The organism is Brucella gallinifaecis (assembly GCF_006476605.1).
GTDB classification, from domain to species: Bacteria; Pseudomonadota; Alphaproteobacteria; order Rhizobiales; family Rhizobiaceae; genus Brucella; species Brucella gallinifaecis.
The window spans coordinates 287,362-307,016 of sequence record NZ_ML636802.1 but is presented as its reverse complement, the minus strand read 5'-3'; the positions used below and the strand labels follow the sequence as shown (position 1 = coordinate 307,016).

The following is a 19,655-nucleotide window of genomic DNA, read 5'->3' as shown; positions in this document are numbered from 1 at the left end:
TTGCAGGCGGGGAAGGGGTGTTAAGTTATAACGATTCACAGCCCGCGCCCGGGATTCTGTTATAACGATTCATCTGTCTTGGCAGGCTGTTGCTCGTCATCAATCAGGATACGGTTGGCAGCCCCATCCAGATCATCATATTGGCCATTCTTGATGGACCATAAAAAACCGGCAAGCCCCAGCGCACCGAGAAACAGTGCGATGGGAATAAGGAAAAGCAGTCCGCTCATTTATGCGCTTCCTTGAGAACCGCAACAGGTGCAACGGTATTTTGCATCTGTTTTTTCTGTTTCCCGGCCCTGAGCCGCATGGCGTTACTCACAACCACAATTGATGATAGCGACATGGAAAGTGCTGCCACCAGCGGTGTGACATAGCCGAAAATCGCAATCGGCACAGCAATGATATTATAGCCGATGGAAAGCGCAAAATTTTGCTGAATTAGTTTTCCTGCTTCTTTTGACACAGTAAAAGCCAGTGGAACAGCGGTAAGGCTTTCACGCAGGAACACGAAATCGGCAGCGTTGCGGCCAATATCGGCAGCAGTTGCAGGTGCCATGGAAACATGCGCCGCCACAAGCGCTGGCGCATCATTCAGCCCGTCGCCCACCATCAGCACCTTGCGGCCTTCTGTGGTGAGACTCTGCACAAGCTGCGCTTTATCGGCTGGCAGGACTTCACCCCGATATTGATCAACACCAAGATAGGCTGCAAGCTTTTTAACGGCAGGCAGTTTGTCGCCGGAGATAATCTCAAGCTTCAAACCATTGCCTTTGAGTGACGCAAGGGCGCTGGCTGCATCGTCACGCGGCTGATCTTCAAAGCGGAAGGTTTCTGCCAGTTTTCCATTGATTGAAAGACAGGTTTCAGGGCCATCTGAAAGAGCCGCGTTCGTATTGCTGTCTGCCCATTCGCGCTTGCCGAGCCGATAGGTGGTGCCATTCAGTTCTGCCTCAATACCTGCGCCCGGAATTTCCTCAATGCGGGTGAAAGGCGTCATTGGCTTGGCGCCTGAAAATAATGCCAGCGCCCGCGATAATGGATGACGCGAATAAAGCGAGAGTTCAGATGCAATCTCAAGATGATGCGGATTGATGCGCTCAGCATCGATCAGGCGCGGCTGGCCAAGTGTCAATGTGCCGGTCTTGTCGAACACGGCAGTATCAGTTTCCGCCATGCGTTCCATAGCCGAGCCATCCTTGATCATGATGCCGTTTTCAAACAGGCGGCGGGCTGCAACCACCTGAACGATGGGCACGGCCAGCGCCAGCGCACAGGGGCAGGTGATGATCAGCGTGCAGATTGCGATATAGATCGAGCGATACCAGTCGCCGCCGGTATAGATCATCCAGCCGACAAAGGCTGCAAAGGCAATCGTATGCACCATCGGCACATAAAGTTCAGAGGCCCGATCAGCAAGGCGGCGATAAAAAGCGCGACCGCCCTCCGCAACATCCATCAGCCGTACCATTTCAGCAAGGAAGGAATCCTTTGCTTCAGCATTCGCACGGATGATAAGCGGGGCGGAAATGTTCAGGGTTCCTGCGCGAATATCCGAGCCGGGACCGACAGGAACAGCGTCGCTCTCGCCGGATGCAATGGAACAGTCGAGTTCCGAACGGCCATCTTCAACTTTGGCATCCACCGGCACACGTTCGCCTGCGGCAAGAATAATGCGCTGACCTATGCGGATTTCATTGACCGGTACATAATTGCGCTCGTCATTATCACCGATCACCACCGCACCACGCGGGCTTAATTGCGCCAGCCCCCGCACGGCGGAACGTGCCCGTGCACGCATGAGATGGTCGAGTGTACGGCCGATCAGCAGGAAGAACAGCAGCGTAACGGAAGCGTCAAAATAGGCGTGTTCGCCATGGTTCATCGTCTCATAAACACTCATGCCGAAAGCGAGCGAAATGGCGAGCGCAATCGGCACATCCATATTGACGCGGCGTGTGCGAAGGGCATTCCACGCGGAAACATAGAAAATCCGGCCCGAATAAATCAGTGTCGGCAGGGCGATCAGACCGGAAATCCAGTGAAACATATCGCGGGTGGCGGCATCCGCCCCCGACCAGACCGCGACTGACAACAGCATCACATTGCTTGATGCAAAAGCCGCAACACCAAGCGCGATCAAAAGCCGTGTGAAGGCCGGATCCTTGTCCTGCAAATTATCAAAAATATGCGCTTCATAACCAAGGCGGCGCAATGGATCGATGACATCGGGTGGTGTCTCGCCATCCTTCCAGCGAATGCTGACACGGCGTGCCGTGAGATTGACGCGGACATAGGCAACGCCATTGATTTTGCCAAGTGTCTCTTCAATGGCCTTGATGCACAGCCCGCAATGGACACCGGGAACCGAAAGCTCAATCTGGCGCAGACCATCACCGAGTGTGCGGCTGGCGACAAGCATTTCATCGGGCGAAACCGCTTCAATGGCCGTGGCTATCTGTGCATTTTCAACACAGCAGCTCATAAAATTCTCCCGTCCTTCACCAGAACACGGATGATGTGGCGATAAGGGTCTTCAAGGCCGTAATCGTTACTGGCCACTGCATTGACTTCCATGATCCATGCACCGTCATCCAGTGTCAGCGGAGCGCTCAGCATACCGTTCTGCACAACGGAAAGCGTCACTTTTGTATCATGTAAATCGCCGACAGGGCGCTTGAACTCAACCGTGCCGCCGGTCATCACAACAGCCTTGCCATCGCGATCATTCAGACGCCAGGAGAAGATGCCTTCTTCAAGCATTGGCTGAGACTGCCAGCCAAGGGCTGCCTGTATTTTTCCAGTCTCGGCCTTGTCGTTGAATTGCTGACTGGCGACATAGGTGTTCTTGACGACCAGTCCGCTCCAGCTGTTCACTGCCTTGTAAGCCATGGTCATGTTCACCGCGATAATGACACCGAAAAAAGCAAACATGATGCCCAGCATATGCCAGCCGGTGAACCCATTTGTGGTTTTTGATTTCACTGACATCATCTTTTCTCCCCGGTCATTTCTGGAGCCATGAAGGTTGCTTTGTAGCGTGCGCTTTCAGAGCCGTCTGCGTCACGCACTTCGATTTCATAATCGGCGCGTTGCTCTGTAATTGCATCATGCGGCATGGTCACGAAAACGCGCAATGTTTTCAGCCTGTCGGGTTCAACCGGTACATTATAATTGCCCTCTGCATCGATATTTTCATCCTGCACGCTCAGGGTTGCACCCGGAAGACCTTCAATAGACAGACGGAAATTACGCGGAACCGGGATCATGTTGAGCAGCTTGACCGTATAGCCGTTGCGGATAGAACCATCCGACAATAGCACATATTGCGGTGTGCGATCATGCAGAACATTGATACCGATGCGTTGACGCATCGAAAGCGAGATGATCAGTGTCAGTCCGATAAGCGCCCAGATGATAAAGTAGAACAGGATACGCGGACGCAGGATCTTTTTCCATGACAGATGCTCTATCGCACCGGAAAGCCTGTTGGGCGCTTCATAAACCCGTGCAGGATTAATCGGTGCCGTGCCATTATTGGTGGCAAGCGCCATGTTCCAGTCGTAATCGGCAAGGGTTGCATAGGAAATCAGGCCGCGTTGCTTGCCAACCTTGTCCATCACATTGTCACAGGCATCAATGCAAAGCGCACAGGTGATGCATTCAAGCTGCTGACCATCGCGAATGTCGATCCCCATCGGGCAGGCGGCAACACAGGCATTGCAATCCACGCAATCCCCCACGGTTTCGCCTGCGGCAAGCGCTTTCTTGGAATGGCGTGAGCGGGGTTCGCCACGCCAGTCATTATAGGTCACGGTCAGCGAGTTTTCATCAAGCATGGCTGCCTGAATTCGCGGCCATGGGCACATATAGGTGCAGACCTGCTCGCGCATCAATCCGCCGAAAACATAGGTCGTGGCTGTCAGGATCGCGACAGTGATGTAAGCGACAGGGGCCGCATGTCCGGTTACAAAATCAACAAGAAGCGTTGGCGCATCGGCAAAATAGAAAATCCACGCGCCGCCCGTCAGCACGCCGATCAGCAACCAGATTGCATGTTTGGTCACACGCTTCCAGACCTTGTCGAAGCTCCACGGCGCCTTGTCCAGCTTCATACGGGCATTGCGGTCGCCTTCAATGGCGCGTTCAACCACCAGATAAAGATCAACCCATACGGTTTGCGGACAAGTATAGCCGCACCATGCGCGGCCAGCCGCAGATGTCACCAGAAACAGACCAAGGCCCGCCATGATCAGCAGACCTGCAACATAATAGAATTCCTGTGGCCATATTTCGATGAAGAAAAAATAGAAGCGGCGATTGGCAAGATCGATCAGCACAGCCTGATCGGGCGCGTAAGGCCCGCGATCCCAGCGCAGAAACGGCGTCAGATAATAAATCCCCAATGTAATGAACATGATAATCCATTTGAAGCGGCGGAAATTGCCCGTTACGCGCTTCGGAAATATCTTGACCCGCGCCGCATAAAGCGACTTCCCGCTTTTGGGCAGGCGGATCTTGGGGGAATTGACTGCCTGAACGTCTATCCGTTCGACATCGTCTGACATTTGCCTTGCTCCTCAAATGCGATGCCGGAAAGACAGAAGCTGGCTTGTCGGGCATATCGCATTTGCAATGATTGAGAGCGGGGTGGTTATTCGCCGTCCGTTCTGGTGCATTTCTCGTTTGGCTGGCCCCGATTTGCCGTCAAGCCGGGGCCAGCAAAGCTTGGGTATTATTATTCACCACCGCCGAGCGAGTGGACGAAGATTGCGAGCTGCTTGACGGTTGCATCGCCAAGGCGTGCTTCCCATGCCGGCATCACGCCATGTTTTGGACGTGCAACCTGTTTGGCGATTGCGTCTTCACCGGAACCATAGAACCAGATCGCATCGGTGAGGTCGGGTGCACCGAATTCGCGCAAGCCCTTGGCATCCGCGCCATGGCAGACGGCGCAGTTTTCCGCAAAAACCTTTTCGCCGTCCGGCACCATTGCCGGATTATGCGGCGTGCCGGAAAGGCTCACCACATAGGCGCTCACGTCACGGATCTGCTGTGGTTCAAGAACATCGATAAAGGCCGGCATTTCTGAAACGCGGGTATCTTCATCATCGCTCGAACGCACGCCATGGCGGATTGTTGTCAGGATATCGTCAACCGAACCACCCCACAGCCAGTCATCATCATTGAGGTTCGGATAGCCGGGCGCTCCTTGCGCGCCGGTGCCATGGCACTGTACGCAATTGACGCGGAACGCTGCTGCACCACCTGCAATCGCATATTGGCGCAGGTTTTCGTCAGCAATGATCTCATGCACATTTTTGGCGTTGATCTGCTCGATGATGCCCTGACGATCAGCCGCGATCTGGGCATTTTCTTTCCAGAAATCGCCACGGCTCGACCATTCTGTGAGACCAGCCGTCGAACTTGTGATCAGCGGCCATGCGGGATAGGCGATCACATAGGCTATAGCCCAGACGATTGTGGCGTAGAATGTCCATAGCCACCAGCGCGGCATTGGATTATCGAGTTCCTGAATACCATCCCATTCATGGCCGGTGGTTTCTACGCCGCTGATTTCATCGATTTGGGCTTCATCAATCTGGACTTCATCAATCTTTTTGTCAGTCATTTTTGTCGTCCTTGAATGGAATCTCCTTCGCTTCATCGGCTTTTTTCTTGCTTCCCGGGCGGAAGGCAAAAATCACCACGAAGACAAAGAACAGAGCCATTGCGAGCAGGCCCCAACTATCGGCGAAAGTGCGCAGGGTATTGTAATCCATGGCTGTTACTCCGCTTTATCGTGCTTTGGGGGACTGGTCGTAGGTCGAGAAGTCGACGAGCGTACCGAGCATCTGGAGATAGGCAATCAATGCATCCATCTCCGAAATGACCTGCGGATTGCCGTCAAAATCGCCAACTTTCGCCTTGGGGTAGCGTGCAAGAAGGGCCTCTGTATCGGCATCCGGCTCGGCCTGTGCTTTCACATCATTAATGGCATTATCGACCATTTCCTGCGTATAGGGCACACCAACAGCAATATTGGCCTTCAGATTGGCTGACATATTGTTGAAGTCGAGCGGACGATTGAGCAGGAAGCCGTAATTCGGCATGACCGATTCCGGCACCACGTCACGCGGACGCACCAGATGCTGCACATGCCATTCGTTGGAATAGCGGCCCCCCACACGCGCAAGGTCTGGCCCTGTACGCTTGGAACCCCATTGGAACGAATGGTCATACATGGATTCTGCCGCCAGAGAATAATGGCCATAACGCTCCACTTCGTCGCGGAACGGACGGATCATCTGGCTATGGCAGAGATAGCAGCCTTCACGCACATAGATGTCGCGCCCTGCCAGTTCCAATGGTGAATAGGGACGCATCCCTTCCACCTTCTCGATGGTGTTTTCGAGATAGAACAATGGCGCGATTTCCACGATGCCACCGACAGTCACCACTGCCAGCGAGGCAATGAGCAACAGGGTTGCATTTTTCTCCAGTTTGGAGTGGTTTTTCAGAAAAGACATCAATCACACTCCTTATTTGGCTGGCTGCATGGTGGCATTCACCACAGGCTGCGCGCCGCCCATCGGGGCTTCCTTGCGCAGATTGCCGCGGATGGTCTGATAGACGTTCCAGGCCATAACCAGTCCACCGGCCAGATAGAGCACACCGCCCAGCGTACGAATGACGTAGTAAGGGAACATGGCCGCAACGGTTTCGACGAAGGAATAGACGAGGAAGCCCTGGGCATCATATTCGCGCCACATCAGACCCTGCTGGATACCGGCAACCCACATGGCGGCGGCGTAAAGCACGATACCAAGGGTTGCGAGCCAGAAGTGCCAGTTGACCATACGGATCGAGTAAAGGCGTTCACGGTTCCAAAGCTTAGGCGTCAGGTAATAAACGGCCGCAAAGGTGATCATGCCGTTCCAGCCAAGCGCACCCGCATGGACGTGACCAATGGTCCAGTCAGTATAGTGCGACAGCGAGTTGACAGCCTTGATAGACAGCATCGGGCCTTCAAAGGTTGCCATGCCGTAAAAGGCGATTGCTGCAACCATCAAGCGGATGATCGGATCGGTACGAACCTTGTCCCATGCGCCCGAAAGCGTCATCAGACCATTGATCATGCCGCCCCATGAAGGCATCCACAACATGATCGAGAACACCATGCCAAGCGTCTGCGCCCAGTCGGGAATAGCCGTATAATGCAGATGGTGTGGACCGGCCCAGATATAGAGGAAGATGATCGACCAGAAGTGCACGATCGACAGACGATAGGAATAGATTGGACGGTTTGCCTGTTTTGGTACGAAATAATACATCATGGCGAGGAACGGCACGGTCAGGAAGAACGCCACCGCATTATGTCCATACCACCATTGTGTCACCGCATCCTGCACACCTGCGAAAGCCGAATAGCTTTTCACGCCCAGAAACGAGACCGGGATTGCCAGATTGTTGATGATATGCAGCATCGCAATGGTGACGATGAATGACAGGTAGAACCAGTTTGCCACATAGATATGCGGCTCCTTGCGCTTCAATACCGTGCCAAGGAAAACGGCAAGATAGGCAACCCAGACAATAGTCAGCCAGAGATCGACATACCATTCCGGTTCGGCATATTCACGCGATTGCGTAATGCCCAGCAGATAGCCGGTTGCCGCCATCACGATGAAAAGATTGTAGCCCCAGAACACGAACCATGCGAGATCGCCACCAAACAGACGTGCGCGACAGGTGCGCTGCACGACATAGAAGCTTGATGCAAGCAGGATATTGCCACCAAATGCAAACACGACCCCCGAAGTGTGCAATGGGCGCAAACGACCGAAATTCAGATATGGCTCAATGTTGAGATCAGGAAAAGCGAGCTGTGCTGCGATCAGCACGCCAACCAGAAAACCGACCACACCCCAGAAAACGGTTGCAATGACGCCATAGCGGATTGGCCCGTCCATATAGGTTGATGTATCAACCTTTTTTGGAGACAGGCTGTAATCGGCATTGCGCATCAGCAATATGGTGAAAATGGCGAGCACAGCGAACAAAATCCACATATGGATTCTGAACAATTCATCATGAGAAAATCCGGCCAGAAGCACAGCAAAAAGTGCTCCCAGACCAGAAAGGACTGTTCCAGCGGCGTAGTTCATCTAATCCCCTCGCAGCGCAAGTCATAAATTGTCTCAAAAAAGACAACTATAGCGATAAGTTCTGCATAGTTTCTTTGTATGAGAGTGTCATTGATCTAAATCAAATGGCGCTGATAGGACATGCGACGAATTGGGCGTGTGGGGAAATCAGGATGGTTGGGTGTCAGCCACCAGATGGATCAGGATATCCACCTTGCTGATTTTGTAACCTTTGGGCGGGGCAGGTAACGGCCCGACACCAATGTCACCGGGCGCTATGTCGATGATCTGTTCCTGATCTGAAATGTAGAAATGCGCGTGATCACCCGTATCGGTATCGAAATATGTGCGCTCGCCATGAATGCTGATCTTGCGAATAAGGCCGGCATCAGCAAATTGATTAAGCGTGTTGTAAACCGTTGCAACTGACAGCTTTACGCCTTGCAACAACGCTTCTTCATTGAGCATGTCGGGGGTAACATGCCGGTGTTTTTCCGTAAAAAGCAAAGATCCCAAGGCAATGCGCTGACGGGTCGGGCGTAGCCCGACCCGTCTTAATATCGCTCTGACTGCCAATGCTTTCTGCTTGCCAGAATTGGGGGAGGATTTTGACAAGAGCGGCGAGGCTTTTGGCCCTGCATCAGGATTGAACAGCATGAACAGTCTCGGCTTTTTGCTCAAAAATATGATTGAAACAATATGAAATATATTGAGCTTAATTGCAAATGGTTTGCAATTGCATAATGCAAGGCGCGGCCTGTCCTGTCAACCCATTGAAAATTTATAGAACAGAAAATGCCAAAGGCTTGAGTGGCTTCTGTTTGACCAGCAAGATAAGAAATTCTTTATCTATATGTTTTATTTATATTTTATATAAAACAGGTTTCGGTTTTCAGGCGCAGGGCACTGATGTATCGCACGGCTGGCAGCATTCGCTAATCATGATATTAACTTTTGTCAGGCAGCGAAGGATTCGCGCCGGTTGCAATAATTTCTGTCCTTCATGAAAAGCTGGACATGGTTTGAGGAAATTGATGTTGGAGATGTTGGCGACACTTTATCAGACAAAAAAAGCGGCAACGTCTCTGGCGCGGCTCGTCTTGATTGGTCTTCTGCCATTTGTTGTGGCGGCCTGCACGACGACATCCGACAGGCCTGTCATTATAAACATGCCGCCACAGATTGCGCCTGAACCGGTTGTGGTCGCACCCATTATTGAGCCTGAACCGGAAGTTCAGACTGCGCAAAGCGATTATGAAGTCATCTATGGCGCGGTTACGGATGGCGGTAATTATATTGCAGCCCTTGATTTGAGCAAAATCGCAAAACGCAATCTGCGCAAACAGGTCGATTATCAGACCAGCCATCCTGTCGGCACAATCATAGTCGATCCCTATGCGCGTTATCTTTATCTCGTGCAGCCCGGCGGCAAGGCCATGCGCTATTCCGTTGGTGTGGGCCGCGCAGGTCTGACTTTCAGCGGTGAGGCGCAGGTTGCCTACAAGGCGAAATGGCCACGCTGGACGCCGACGCAAAACATGATCAAGCGCAATCCTGAGCATTATGCAAAATATGCCAAGGGTCTTGAAGGCGGTATTAAAAATCCGCTTGGCGCACGCGCACTTTATCTTTATCGCGATGGCAAAGACACGCTTTATCGCATTCATGGCACCAACGAACCCTGGTCAATCGGCAAGGCTGCTTCGTCGGGCTGTATTCGTCTGTTCAATCAGGACATTATCGATCTTCACAGCCGTGTAACAAGCGGTAGCCGTGTTGTGGTTCTGAGCAAATCCCAGTCTGGGCAGGCAGGAAGCTGATGGACGCGGATAAAATTTGAAAGCAAGCAGCGGAGTGTTACAGGCCTTGTCATCGATTAGCTTTCCTTCATAGTAGGAAGGATAGTGGATATGAGCCTGATGACACCTATGCTGAAAAGCGAAAATGACACAGATGCAGGCCGTTGGCGGCAAGTGCTTTCGCGTGACAAGGGAGCCGACGGTCAATTCGTTTATGCTGTGCGCACGACGGGTATTTATTGTCGCCCCTCATGCCCGTCGCGGCGGGGAAAACGCGAAAATGTTGAGTTCTTTAATAGATGCGAAGAGGCTGAACAGGCAGGCTTTCGCCCTTGCATGCGATGCAGGCCACATCTTGATGCAACGCTTGATGCGCAAGACAATGCGCGTTATGCCAATATGGTTTCGGCTGCCTGCCGGTTTATTGAAAATGCCGATTCTGTGCCTTCACTTGAAGAGATTGCACAGGCCGCAGGTGCAAGCCCGGCGCATTTCCATCGTATTTTCAAAAATTTCACGGGCTTGACCCCCAAAGCCTATGCTGATGCGCATCGCGCGGAAAAAATGCGTGCAGTGCTGAAAGATAATGCTCGTATTACCGATGCGATCTATGAAGCAGGCTATAATTCTTCCAGCCGCTTTTATGAAGCGTCAGACAGGATTCTTGGCATGAACCCAAAGGCTTTCAAATCCGGTGGCGAAAACGAAATCATTCACTTTGCTATCGGACAATCAGCTTTGGGTGCTGTTCTGGTGGCGGTCAGCGGCAAGGGGGTCTGTGCCATATTGATGGGTGATGATCCGCAAGAATTGATCATTGACCTTGAAAGACGTTTTTCCAAAGCGCAGCTTGTCGGCGCTGATCGTGATTTTGAAGATCATATCGCTCAAGCGATCGGTTTTGTTGAAAACCCCGCTATCGGATTTAACCTGCCGCTTGATTTGCGCGGCACTGCTTTTCAGCAACGTGTCTGGCAGGCATTGCGTGAGATCCCGTATGGTAAAACGATAAGCTATAGCGAGCTTTCCGCGAAGATGGGTCTGCCTAAATCAGCACGCGCTGTTGCGCAGGCCTGTGGCGCAAACAAGATCGCGGTTGCCATTCCCTGTCATCGCGTGGTGCGTCACGATGGTGGCTTGTCCGGCTATCGCTGGGGTATTGAACGCAAGCGCGAGTTGCTGGAAAAAGAACGGCAGACCAGAAGGCAAAAATGAGCTTTCAGGGTCGCAAAAGCGATAATTCCAGCGGCTATCTGATGTCAATTTTATGGTTTGTATGGCGATATTGCGTCAAAAAAGTGGCAAAACATCCTGAAAGATAAGGCTTGCAACGCTCTGATGGATGGCTTTTGATCAGGCTATACAAATAAAGGAGTCGGAAATGAGCGTGACCATCTACGGTATCAAGGCCTGTGACACGATGAAGAAGGCGCGTAGCTGGCTTGATGATCACGGCATTGAATACAGCTTTCATGATTACAAGAAAGAAGGACTGGATGCGGCAACAATTGACCGCTTTCTCAAAAATATAGAGTGGGAAAAGCTGCTTAATCGTGCGGGCACAACCTTTCGTAAATTGCCTGAAGAAGAGCGTCAGAATGTCGATGCGGCCAAAGCCCGTGCATTGATGCTGGCGCAGCCCTCCATGGTCAAGCGCCCGGTACTTGATAAGGATGGCAAGCTGATTGTGGGCTTCAAGCCGGATCAGTATGAGGCATTTTTTCAGCTCTGAAATGATCGGTTTGCAGTCATTGATTGCATCAATAAAATTCAATTGTGCGCGCTCATACAAGGCGTATTTTCATGCGCCATGAATAAGGTATTTTCCCGGACAGATTCACATTCCTCAGCCCTTCGCTATGCCCTTGGCGGCTTTTTCGTCATGATTGCGGTGATGGGGATTGGCCGTTTTATTTATACGCCGATCCTGCCCGCAATGATGAGCGATGTGGGTTTCAATGCTGCGGATGCCGGTTTTATCGCCTCGGCCAATTATGTCGGCTATCTGCTTGGCGCAATCGTTGCAGGTTTTGGCTGGTCTGCGGGAATTGAGCGCATAGGCGTCATCACGGGACTGATCATCAGTGCTGCACTTTGTGCGCTCATGGCATTTGTCGAGAGCGTCTGGCTTTTCTCGATCATTCGTTTTGCTGCGGGTTTCATCAGTGCAGTGACGATGATCCTTGTGACAGCAATTGTGTTGAGCCATGTAATTGCAGCACAAAAGCCGGGCTTGGGAGCATTGCATTTTGGCGGCGTGGGCGCAGGTATTGCACTCTCGGCATTACTCGTTGCGGCCACGCGCTATTTTGGTTTTGACTGGCATGCCGACTGGCTTGGCGCTGCCGTATTGAGCATGATTATGGCGGCCTTTGTGGTCGTTTTGGTTAAAGACGGCCCTGTGAGCGGACCAGACAGCAAGCGCGAACCGGTATTGCCCGAAAGCTTTGCTTTCAACGCAATCGCGCTTGCTTACGGAATTTTTGGTTTTGGTTATGTGATTACGGCAACCTTCATCATCGCGATTGTGCGCGCCAGTGAGGGCGGTGAATTGATAGAAGCAGGTGTGTGGGTATTGACCGGCCTTTGTGCTGCACCATCGATCTGGTTATGGTCGCCTGCTATTCGTAAATTTGGCCTGTTTTCAGCTTTTGCCATGACTGCATTTATTGAGGCCATGGGTGTTGCTGCAACTGTGCTGCTGCCGCCCCCATGGGGACCATTGCTTGGCGGCGCACTGCTGGGGCTGACCTTCATGGCGCTCACTGCTTTTGGCCTGCAAGCGGCGCGTATGCTGGCGCCCCGCTCGCCCAAGCGTGCACTGGCACGCATGACGGTCTGTTTCAGCATCGGCCAGATAGTGGGACCGCTCGTGGCAGGCTTCATGGCACAGCATTTTGGCTCGTTCACGCTGCCAAGTCTTGTTGCAGCCTTTGCCCTTATTGTGACGGCAATCATAGGACTTGCGGCCGGAAAATCCGCCAAGTAACGGGAAACCTTACAATTATTTAACTGGTCAACAGGCAGGCATAGCGGCTAATTGCGACAATATTGATTTCTTTTTGGAATTGCCCAGATGTTCGTGTCCTTTTTTCCTCGTCCCAGGCTCTTTTTCCTGTCTGTTCTTCTATGGAGCATTCTGGCCATCCTTGGCTGGTATCAGGGCGGTGCCGAGCTTGGACATCTGATTGGTTTGCCGCCTGCTGCACCCGATGCTGCGCCCATTATTGGCGCGAGCATTTTCTGGTCTGCGCCATTCTTGTGGTTCTATATTTATTTTGCCGTGGTGGTTTTTGCGTTTTACGCTTTCTGGGCATTATTTGCGCCGCATTATTGGCAGCGCTGGTCAGTTTTGGGTTCCGCTCTCATCCTGTTCACCACCTATTTCAGCGTTCAGGTCAGCGTAGCAGTTAATAGCTGGTATGGCCCGTTCTATGATATGGTGCAGAATGCTCTGGCCAAGCCGGGCGCAGTTCAGGCGGCTGATTTTTATTGGAGCATGATGGATTTTGCAGGCATTGCCTTCATTGGCGTGACAATCAGCGTGCTGAGTGCATTTTTCATCAGCCATTATATTTTCCGCTGGCGCACAGCGATGAATGATTATTACATGAGCCATTGGCCAAAACTGCGCTCGGTTGAAGGTGCAGCGCAGCGTGTTCAGGAAGACACGATGCGGTTTTCAACAACGCTTGAGCAGCTTGGTGTCAATCTTATCAAGGCAATCATGACATTGATTGCATTTTTGCCGGTACTGTTTTCCTTCTCTGACAAGGTCAGCGAACTTCCCATCATTGGCATGGTGCCCCATGCTCTGGTGTGGGCAGCGATTATCTGGGCCTTGTTCGGAACAGGTTTTCTGGCATTGGTCGGTATCAAACTGCCGGGGCTTGAATTTAACAATCAGCGCGTGGAAGCCGCCTATCGTAAAGAGCTGGTCTATGGCGAGGATCATGTTGATCGCGCCCATCCAGAAACCATGGGCGAGTTGTTTGCAAATGTCCGCCAGAATTATTTCCGGCTTTATCTTCACTATGTCTATTTCAATGTCGCCCGTATCTTTTATTTGCAGGCCGACAATATTTTTCCGACGCTTATTCTGGTGCCTTCCATTGTTGCGGGCAAGCTGACGCTTGGCTTGATGAACCAGATTCTCAACGTGTTTGAGCAGGTGCGTGGTTCATTCCAGTATCTTGTCAATTCATGGACGACGATTATCGAACTTCTCTCGATTTATAAGCGTCTGCGTGGCTTTGAAGCAATTATTTATGACGAGCCGCTGCCGGCATTGGATCAGGAGAATCTCGGCCTTCCGTCTTAGGGTCAGGACCCATTAATTTGACGGGAATGGTGTGAGGCCATCCGTTCGGATACGAGAAGGAAAGGCGAAGGAAATGTGGTTCATTTTCAAGACTTTTCGACGAAGTAAGCCGGGTGGATGGACCACATCCTTCGGACATCGAAATGACTTGGCGATCTGCTGCGTCGAGCCGCTCAACCGGGGGAATACCCCGTTTCTCACGTCTCTCCTCGCAAATCTGGTCATTTCAGATGCCATTCTCATCAAATTAATGAGTCCTGACCCTAAACCTATGATCTGCTCCGGGTGGTAGTGTCGCCCGGAGCAGAAATGTTGTTGAGATAATCATTATAGCTTGTGCATTTGACATCCGGTTTATTGCAAACTTCGGACACAAGCCGCTCCATGGCACGCCAGTAGGCGCCGTCATTCATCAATACAAAATGGAATCCAAGCTGTAGCGGAATGCGTTCACCATCATATTGTTTGTCAAAGGCTGCCCGGAACGCCTTATAGCTGCGCTCTTCAAATTGGGCGGCTTGAGCAGGAGCTTCCTTGCCCTTTGAATGGCGGACATAGAGATTATAATCCATGCCGACAACAGGGCGTTGCGACGGCCCTTCAGGAATAAGCGGCAAGCCGAATGATGCAAAGGATCCATCGATCTTTGGTACTTCCGGCCCGTCTGTGACGGATGATGCCTGATAACGGAAACCTTGCGCTTTCAGCGCATTTTGCACAGGTTTTGATGCAGCAAGATAGGGCGCACGAAAACCATTAATGCCGTGAAGTGCCAGTTCGCGCCAGCCTTCCGGCTCGCCTTTGATGCCATTATTCTTGTAAGCATCAGCGGTGATGCGCCGAAACTCTCTGATTTCCTTGTCCCAGTCGGCTGTCGACCAGCTGGTGCCGTCAAAATGGCCGCAGCCATGGCTTGCAATTTCATTGCCTTCAAGATGTGCCTGCCAGATATTGTCGAGACGCGCTGCAACTTCATCATGGCTCAGGGCAAAACCGACATTGGATGCGCCAGCACGCTTATGCGGTGGCTGGTAGTCACGCCGGTTTTTCTTTTCCATCAGAAAAACGCAGGACAGAAAATAGGTGAAATGCGCATTGTTGTTTTTCGCCAGTTGCCGCGAGCGGGTCCACAAAGCATTGTCATGGGCGCCATCAAATGAAATCAGCACATATTGCGGCTTTGTGGTTTGAGCAGCCGCCGGAACAACTGTGAGCGCGGTCATGATGATGACAGATGGAGTAACGATACGCATAGAGGAGCAACTCATGGGGAGGGGAGAAACGCAATCTTGCTAAAAACTTGCCATTTCCCATTCACTATGGCGATCAATACGGCATAATACGGGCGGCGTCATAAAGATTGTTTGTTGCGCTTGCAGCTAATTTCGCCCACAGGTCTTACATATGGCGCGAATTGCGATTAAAAGCGCCAGAACATAGAAATTAAGATCAACAGTTTTCAGAGCGCGGCTCTTTGGGTTCGCACTCCACTAAGAATGGCAGGTCCATGGCAGACGACAGTTTCATTCGCGAGGTAAACGAGGAACTCCGTTCCGAACGGGCGAAGCAGGTTTGGAAAAACTTTGGGCCCATCCTGATCGGTGCGGCTATTGCAATCGTTATCGCAACAGCCGGCTGGGTAGGGTATCAGCACTGGACCGAGACCAAGGCCTCTGCTTCCGGTGATAAATTTCTGGCAGCGCTTGATCTCGCTGCTGCCGGAAAAAACGATGAAGCGATTGCAGCACTCAATGATCTGGAAAAGACCGGTTACGGCTCTTATCCGGTGCTGGCGCGTCTTCGCTCTGCTGCTGTGCTGGCTGAGAAGGGTGACGTTACGGGCGCTGTGGCAGCGTTTGATGCTGTTGCCTCCGATAATGCAATTCCTTCGCCATTGCGCGACATAGCGCGTTTGCGTGCGGCCTATCTGCTGGTTGATTCCGGTTCTTATGATGATGTCGCAAAGCGTGTTGAAACGCTTTCGGCAGATGGCAATCCGATGCGTTCAAGCGCCCGTGAGACACTGGGCCTTGCTGCATGGAAGGCAGAGCGCTTTGACGATGCTGTCAAACTTTATCAGCAGATTGCCAATGATACACTGGCCCCGGCGAATATCCGCCAGCGTGCCAATATTATGCTTGATCTCATGCGCGGCGCTGGCATCAACGTGCCGGAAGCCCAGGGCTGAGCTACCTCATTTCGGAGTAATATGAACCTATGGGTTTCACTCTCGCCATCGTCGGGCGTCCCAATGTCGGCAAGTCCACACTGTTTAATCGCCTCGTCGGCCGCAAGCTGGCGCTGGTCGATGACCTGCCGGGCGTTACGCGCGACCGGCGCATCCATGATGCAAAGCTCTATGATCTGAAGTTTCAGGTCATTGATACGGCTGGTCTTGAAGAGGCTGCCAATGACAGTCTGGAAGCGCGTATGCGTGCGCAGACCGAAGCCGCCATTCAGGAAGCCGATGCGATTCTGTTTGTGATCGATGCCAAGGCTGGCATTACGCCGACTGATGCAACTTTTGCCGAACTTGTCCGCCGTTCGAACCGTCCGGTTGTGCTGGTTGCCAACAAGTCTGAAGCACGCGGTGCGCAATCGGGCCTTTATGATGCTTTCCAGCTTGGTCTGGGGGAGCCTTGCCCGATTTCTGCTGAACATGGTCAGGGCATGCCTGATCTGCGCGATGCAATTGTCGAGCTTCTGGGTGAAGAACGTGTCTTTGCCGAGGAGCGCGAAGCGGAAGAGGCTGATGAGGTCTTTACACCCAAAGTCGTTGGCGAGTTGATCGGCGATGATATTGAAGACCCGGATGAAGAGGAAATTCCGGCTTACGATACCAGCAAGCCGCTGCGTATTGCCATTGTTGGACGTCCGAATGCCGGCAAGTCCACGATGATCAATACAATGCTTGGCGAAGACCGTCTGCTGACAGGCCCGGAAGCCGGCATCACCCGTGATTCGATTTCTGTTGACTGGGAATGGCGTGGCCGCAAGATCAAGCTCTATGATACCGCTGGTCTGCGCCGCAAATCGCGTGTTCAGGAAAAGCTTGAGAAACTTTCGGTTGCTGATGGTCTTAGAGCCATTCGCTTTGCGGAAGTGGTGATCATTGTTCTCGATGCAACAATCCCGTTTGAAAAACAGGATTTGCAGATTGCTGATCTGATCATCCGCGAAGGCCGCGCGCCTATCATTGCTTTCAATAAATGGGATCTGATTGAAGATCGCCAGATGGTTCTGGCTGATCTTCATGAAAAGACTGCGCGTCTGCTGCCGCAGGTGCGTGGCATTCGTGCCGTGCCAATTTCCGGCGAACGCGGTCAGGGGCTCGACAAGCTTATGGAAAATCTTGTCAAAACCCATGAAATATGGAACCGCCGTATTTCGACGGGCCGCCTCAATCGCTGGCTTGGCGGCGTGATTGCGCATCAGCCGCCACCGGCTGTTTCGGGTCGCCGTCTGAAAGTGAAATATATGACGCAGGTGAAGACCCGTCCTCCGGGTTTTGTCGTTTCCTGCTCACGCCCGGATGCGCTGCCGCAATCCTATGTGCGCTATCTGATCAATGGTCTTCGTGAGACTTTTGATATGCCGGGTGTGCCAATCCGCTTGTCACTGACGACATCGGAAAATCCCTTCGCAGGTCGTGCCAAAAAGAAAAGATAAACAAAAACCCGGCCTTGGAGCCGGGTTTTTCATTGAGAAACTTTCATCGGTCTGCTACGCCGCCGCCTCCTGAACTCCCCCAATATCAGAGGCAGATTATGACGACAGTGAGCGAGCGCCAGTTTAGCGGTGTCACGATGGGCATCGATTTTGGCACGACAAACACTGTCCTGTCGCTGGCTTCCCCCGATGGTTCGACGGCGGTGTTGAGCGTTTCTAAAGATGGGGTCGATGTCACGGGCTATCGTTCGATACTTTGCTTCTGGCAGGATCGTGCAACTGGCGAGCGCATATCAGAAAGCGGTCCATGGGCGATGGATGCCTTTGTGAATGCTCCGCATTCGACCCGTATGCTGCAATCATTCAAGACCTTTGCGGCCTCAAAATCCTTCACCGATACGCCAGTTTTCGGCAAGCGCTTCAAGTTCGAGGATATTCTTGAGACTTTTCTCGAATCGGTTGCAGCCCGCCTCGGTGATCGCCTGCCACCAAAGGGCAATCGTGTGGTGATTGGCCGTCCGGTCATTTTCGCAGGCTCATCTCCTGATGAGGCGCTGGCGATGGAGCGCTATGAAAAAGCGTTTCGTGCCTTTGGCTTTACCGACATTCATTATGTTTATGAGCCGGTCGCTGCCGCTTACTTCTATGCGCAGGAACTCAAAGCCGAATCAACGGTTCTGGTGGCCGACTTTGGCGGCGGTACAAGCGATTTTTCGATTGTCCGTTTTGAGGTTGGAGCGCAGGGGCTGAGCTTTACACCGCTCAGCCAGACGGGTCTTGGCATTGCTGGCGATACATTTGATTACCGCATAATCGATAATGCCGTGTCACCGCTGCTGGGCAAAAACGGCGAATACAAATCTTTCGGCAAGCGTCTGCCAATACCACGCCATTATTATGCAAATTTCGCACGCTGGAACACGTTGTTCCTGATGAACTCGCCAGCCACCATTCGCGCACTTGCAGACCTTGCTAAAAATGCTGTCGATCCTGAGCCGCTGGAACATTTCATCAATCTGATCGAGAATGACTACGGCTATGAAATTTATCGTGCCGTTTCAAATCTCAAGATAAGCCTCTCATCAGAGCCGGTTTCTGAACTGCATTTCAAGGCAGATGATTTCGAGATCCGCTCACATGTTACGCGCAGGGATTTCGACAACTGGATTGCGGAAGACGTGCGCCATATCGGGCAATCGGTCGCGCAGGCCGTTGCAAATGCCGGGCTGACATTTGAAGGCATTGATCGTGTTTTCTTGACGGGCGGTACATCTTTTGTGCCCGCTATTCGCACAGCTTTCGAGCAACGCTTCCCGGACGCGATGGTCACAAGCTCCAACCAGTTTGATTCGATTGCCAATGGTCTGGCGCTGATTGGCCAGAGCGCGGATATTGATCGCTGGACGGTCAAGCCTGTGCGATGATTAGAGCGCCGATCTGATTGAATCAGATCGGCGCTCTAGATATTTGTTTTAACGCGCATCTTTGTCCGAAAACCGTTTCACACTTTTCGGGATGCGCTCTAATTTCCAAAGCTGCACTGCGTCCCCGATGCCTAAAAAATAATTTTAATTCTGTGAGCACTTGCAAATATGTGGTGCTGGGCCAATCAGGTTCTGTGATTTCGCATTTTCAAAATGAGTGAAAAAGCAAATGAAAACAAGCAGCCCCGTTCTTGTGTTAATTCAAAATTAATCAATATTTTCAAAGGGTAAACAA

General features: G+C 52.0%; 18 protein-coding genes. 8 read left to right on the top strand and 10 right to left on the bottom strand.

Features of this window, described 5'->3' with window-relative positions:
- Positions 1-59: 59 nt before the first annotated feature.
- The 9 genes from ccoS to irrA all read right to left on the bottom strand — a co-directional run bounded on the left by ccoS (position 60) and on the right by irrA (position 8,804).
- Positions 60-230: a cbb3-type cytochrome oxidase assembly protein CcoS gene (gene ccoS, locus FHY56_RS06120; RefSeq protein WP_140904279.1), complete on the bottom strand. Its 171-nt coding sequence runs from the start codon at positions 228-230 to the stop codon at positions 60-62.
- Positions 227-2,485, bottom strand: a complete 2,259-nt coding sequence (locus FHY56_RS06115) for a cation-translocating P-type ATPase (RefSeq protein ID WP_140904278.1) — start codon at positions 2,483-2,485, stop codon at positions 227-229. The genes ccoS and FHY56_RS06115 overlap by 4 nt, the downstream gene beginning before the upstream one ends.
- The gene (locus tag FHY56_RS06110) at positions 2,482-2,991 is read right to left on the bottom strand and encodes a FixH family protein (protein WP_140904379.1); all 510 of its coding nucleotides are present in this window, start codon (positions 2,989-2,991) and stop codon (positions 2,482-2,484) included. The genes FHY56_RS06115 and FHY56_RS06110 overlap by 4 nt, the downstream gene beginning before the upstream one ends.
- A complete protein-coding gene (gene ccoG / locus FHY56_RS06105; RefSeq protein WP_140904277.1) occupies positions 2,991-4,568 on the bottom strand; it encodes a cytochrome c oxidase accessory protein CcoG in 1,578 nt (525 codons plus the stop codon). The genes FHY56_RS06110 and ccoG overlap by 1 nt, the downstream gene beginning before the upstream one ends.
- A gap of 170 nt (positions 4,569-4,738) precedes the next feature.
- The gene (ccoP, locus tag FHY56_RS06100) at positions 4,739-5,602 is read right to left on the bottom strand and encodes a cytochrome-c oxidase, cbb3-type subunit III (RefSeq protein WP_140904378.1); all 864 of its coding nucleotides are present in this window, start codon (positions 5,600-5,602) and stop codon (positions 4,739-4,741) included.
- A gap of 22 nt (positions 5,603-5,624) precedes the next feature.
- Positions 5,625-5,783, bottom strand: coding sequence for a cbb3-type cytochrome c oxidase subunit 3 (locus FHY56_RS06095; protein WP_140904276.1), 159 nt, complete (start codon positions 5,781-5,783; stop codon positions 5,625-5,627).
- Positions 5,784-5,798: 15 nt separating this feature from the next.
- Entirely contained in the window at positions 5,799-6,530 is a 732-nt protein-coding gene (gene ccoO, locus FHY56_RS06090; RefSeq protein WP_140904275.1) for a cytochrome-c oxidase, cbb3-type subunit II, read from the bottom strand.
- A 12-nt stretch (positions 6,531-6,542) separates the two neighbouring features.
- Positions 6,543-8,168: a cytochrome-c oxidase, cbb3-type subunit I gene (gene ccoN / locus FHY56_RS06085; RefSeq protein WP_140904274.1), complete on the bottom strand. Its 1,626-nt coding sequence runs from the start codon at positions 8,166-8,168 to the stop codon at positions 6,543-6,545.
- Positions 8,169-8,315: 147 nt separating this feature from the next.
- On the bottom strand, positions 8,316-8,804 hold the full coding sequence (irrA, locus tag FHY56_RS06080; RefSeq protein WP_140904273.1) for an iron response transcriptional regulator IrrA: 489 nt from the start codon (positions 8,802-8,804) through the stop codon (positions 8,316-8,318).
- A 377-nt stretch (positions 8,805-9,181) separates the two neighbouring features.
- Here irrA and FHY56_RS06075 point away from each other — a divergent pair, with 377 nt between their 5' ends.
- From FHY56_RS06075 to sbmA, 5 genes are all read left to right on the top strand, one after another.
- Entirely contained in the window at positions 9,182-9,967 is a 786-nt protein-coding gene (locus tag FHY56_RS06075; protein WP_235889431.1) for a L,D-transpeptidase, read from the top strand.
- Positions 9,968-10,066: 99 nt separating this feature from the next.
- A complete protein-coding gene (gene ada / locus FHY56_RS06070) occupies positions 10,067-11,161 on the top strand; it encodes a bifunctional DNA-binding transcriptional regulator/O6-methylguanine-DNA methyltransferase Ada (protein WP_210240048.1) in 1,095 nt (364 codons plus the stop codon).
- Between the two features lie 166 nt (positions 11,162-11,327).
- Positions 11,328-11,678, top strand: a complete 351-nt coding sequence (locus FHY56_RS06065) for an ArsC family reductase (RefSeq protein WP_140904271.1) — start codon at positions 11,328-11,330, stop codon at positions 11,676-11,678.
- A gap of 78 nt (positions 11,679-11,756) precedes the next feature.
- Complete coding sequence (locus FHY56_RS06060) at positions 11,757-12,935, top strand: YbfB/YjiJ family MFS transporter (RefSeq protein ID WP_140904270.1); 1,179 nt, start codon at positions 11,757-11,759, stop codon at positions 12,933-12,935.
- 87 nt (positions 12,936-13,022) lie between these two features.
- The gene (gene sbmA / locus FHY56_RS06055) at positions 13,023-14,267 is read left to right on the top strand and encodes a peptide antibiotic transporter SbmA (protein ID WP_140904269.1); all 1,245 of its coding nucleotides are present in this window, start codon (positions 13,023-13,025) and stop codon (positions 14,265-14,267) included.
- 269 nt (positions 14,268-14,536) lie between these two features.
- Here sbmA and FHY56_RS06050 read toward each other — a convergent pair whose 3' ends face one another.
- Complete coding sequence (locus FHY56_RS06050) at positions 14,537-15,490, bottom strand: polysaccharide deacetylase family protein (RefSeq protein ID WP_235889438.1); 954 nt, start codon at positions 15,488-15,490, stop codon at positions 14,537-14,539.
- A 284-nt stretch (positions 15,491-15,774) separates the two neighbouring features.
- Between FHY56_RS06050 and FHY56_RS06045 the strand changes: the two genes are divergently transcribed.
- From FHY56_RS06045 to FHY56_RS06035, 3 genes are all read left to right on the top strand, one after another.
- Positions 15,775-16,455 (top strand): tetratricopeptide repeat protein, encoded by a 681-nt coding sequence (locus FHY56_RS06045; RefSeq protein WP_140904267.1) that lies wholly within the window; start codon positions 15,775-15,777, stop codon positions 16,453-16,455.
- A 29-nt stretch (positions 16,456-16,484) separates the two neighbouring features.
- Positions 16,485-17,936, top strand: coding sequence for a ribosome biogenesis GTPase Der (der, locus tag FHY56_RS06040; RefSeq protein ID WP_140904266.1), 1,452 nt, complete (start codon positions 16,485-16,487; stop codon positions 17,934-17,936).
- Between the two features lie 98 nt (positions 17,937-18,034).
- On the top strand, positions 18,035-19,360 hold the full coding sequence (locus tag FHY56_RS06035) for an Hsp70 family protein (RefSeq protein WP_140904265.1): 1,326 nt from the start codon (positions 18,035-18,037) through the stop codon (positions 19,358-19,360).
- The last annotated feature ends 295 nt before the right edge of the window (positions 19,361-19,655 follow it).

What these genes read in the sequence shown, in the direction of transcription:
- ccoS (WP_140904279.1), bottom strand. Translation starts at nt 230, where the DNA reads ATGAGCGGACTGCTTTTCCTTATTCCCATCGCACTGTTTCTCGGTGCG.
- FHY56_RS06115 (WP_140904278.1), bottom strand. Translation starts at nt 2,485, where the DNA reads ATGAGCTGCTGTGTTGAAAATGCACAGATAGCCACGGCCATTGAAGCG.
- FHY56_RS06110 (WP_140904379.1), bottom strand. Translation starts at nt 2,991, where the DNA reads ATGTCAGTGAAATCAAAAACCACAAATGGGTTCACCGGCTGGCATATG.
- ccoG (WP_140904277.1), bottom strand. Translation starts at nt 4,568, where the DNA reads ATGTCAGACGATGTCGAACGGATAGACGTTCAGGCAGTCAATTCCCCC.
- FHY56_RS06095 (WP_140904276.1), bottom strand. Translation starts at nt 5,783, where the DNA reads ATGGATTACAATACCCTGCGCACTTTCGCCGATAGTTGGGGCCTGCTC.
- ccoO (WP_140904275.1), bottom strand. Translation starts at nt 6,530, where the DNA reads ATGTCTTTTCTGAAAAACCACTCCAAACTGGAGAAAAATGCAACCCTG.
- ccoN (WP_140904274.1), bottom strand. Translation starts at nt 8,168, where the DNA reads ATGAACTACGCCGCTGGAACAGTCCTTTCTGGTCTGGGAGCACTTTTT.
- irrA (WP_140904273.1), bottom strand. Translation starts at nt 8,804, where the DNA reads ATGCTGTTCAATCCTGATGCAGGGCCAAAAGCCTCGCCGCTCTTGTCA.
- FHY56_RS06075 (WP_235889431.1), top strand. Translation starts at nt 9,182, where the DNA reads ATGTTGGAGATGTTGGCGACACTTTATCAGACAAAAAAAGCGGCAACG.
- ada (WP_210240048.1), top strand. Translation starts at nt 10,067, where the DNA reads ATGACACCTATGCTGAAAAGCGAAAATGACACAGATGCAGGCCGTTGG.
- FHY56_RS06065 (WP_140904271.1), top strand. Translation starts at nt 11,328, where the DNA reads ATGAGCGTGACCATCTACGGTATCAAGGCCTGTGACACGATGAAGAAG.
- FHY56_RS06060 (WP_140904270.1), top strand. Translation starts at nt 11,757, where the DNA reads ATGAATAAGGTATTTTCCCGGACAGATTCACATTCCTCAGCCCTTCGC.
- sbmA (WP_140904269.1), top strand. Translation starts at nt 13,023, where the DNA reads ATGTTCGTGTCCTTTTTTCCTCGTCCCAGGCTCTTTTTCCTGTCTGTT.
- FHY56_RS06050 (WP_235889438.1), bottom strand. Translation starts at nt 15,490, where the DNA reads ATGACCGCGCTCACAGTTGTTCCGGCGGCTGCTCAAACCACAAAGCCG.
- FHY56_RS06045 (WP_140904267.1), top strand. Translation starts at nt 15,775, where the DNA reads ATGGCAGACGACAGTTTCATTCGCGAGGTAAACGAGGAACTCCGTTCC.
- der (WP_140904266.1), top strand. Translation starts at nt 16,485, where the DNA reads ATGGGTTTCACTCTCGCCATCGTCGGGCGTCCCAATGTCGGCAAGTCC.
- FHY56_RS06035 (WP_140904265.1), top strand. Translation starts at nt 18,035, where the DNA reads ATGACGACAGTGAGCGAGCGCCAGTTTAGCGGTGTCACGATGGGCATC.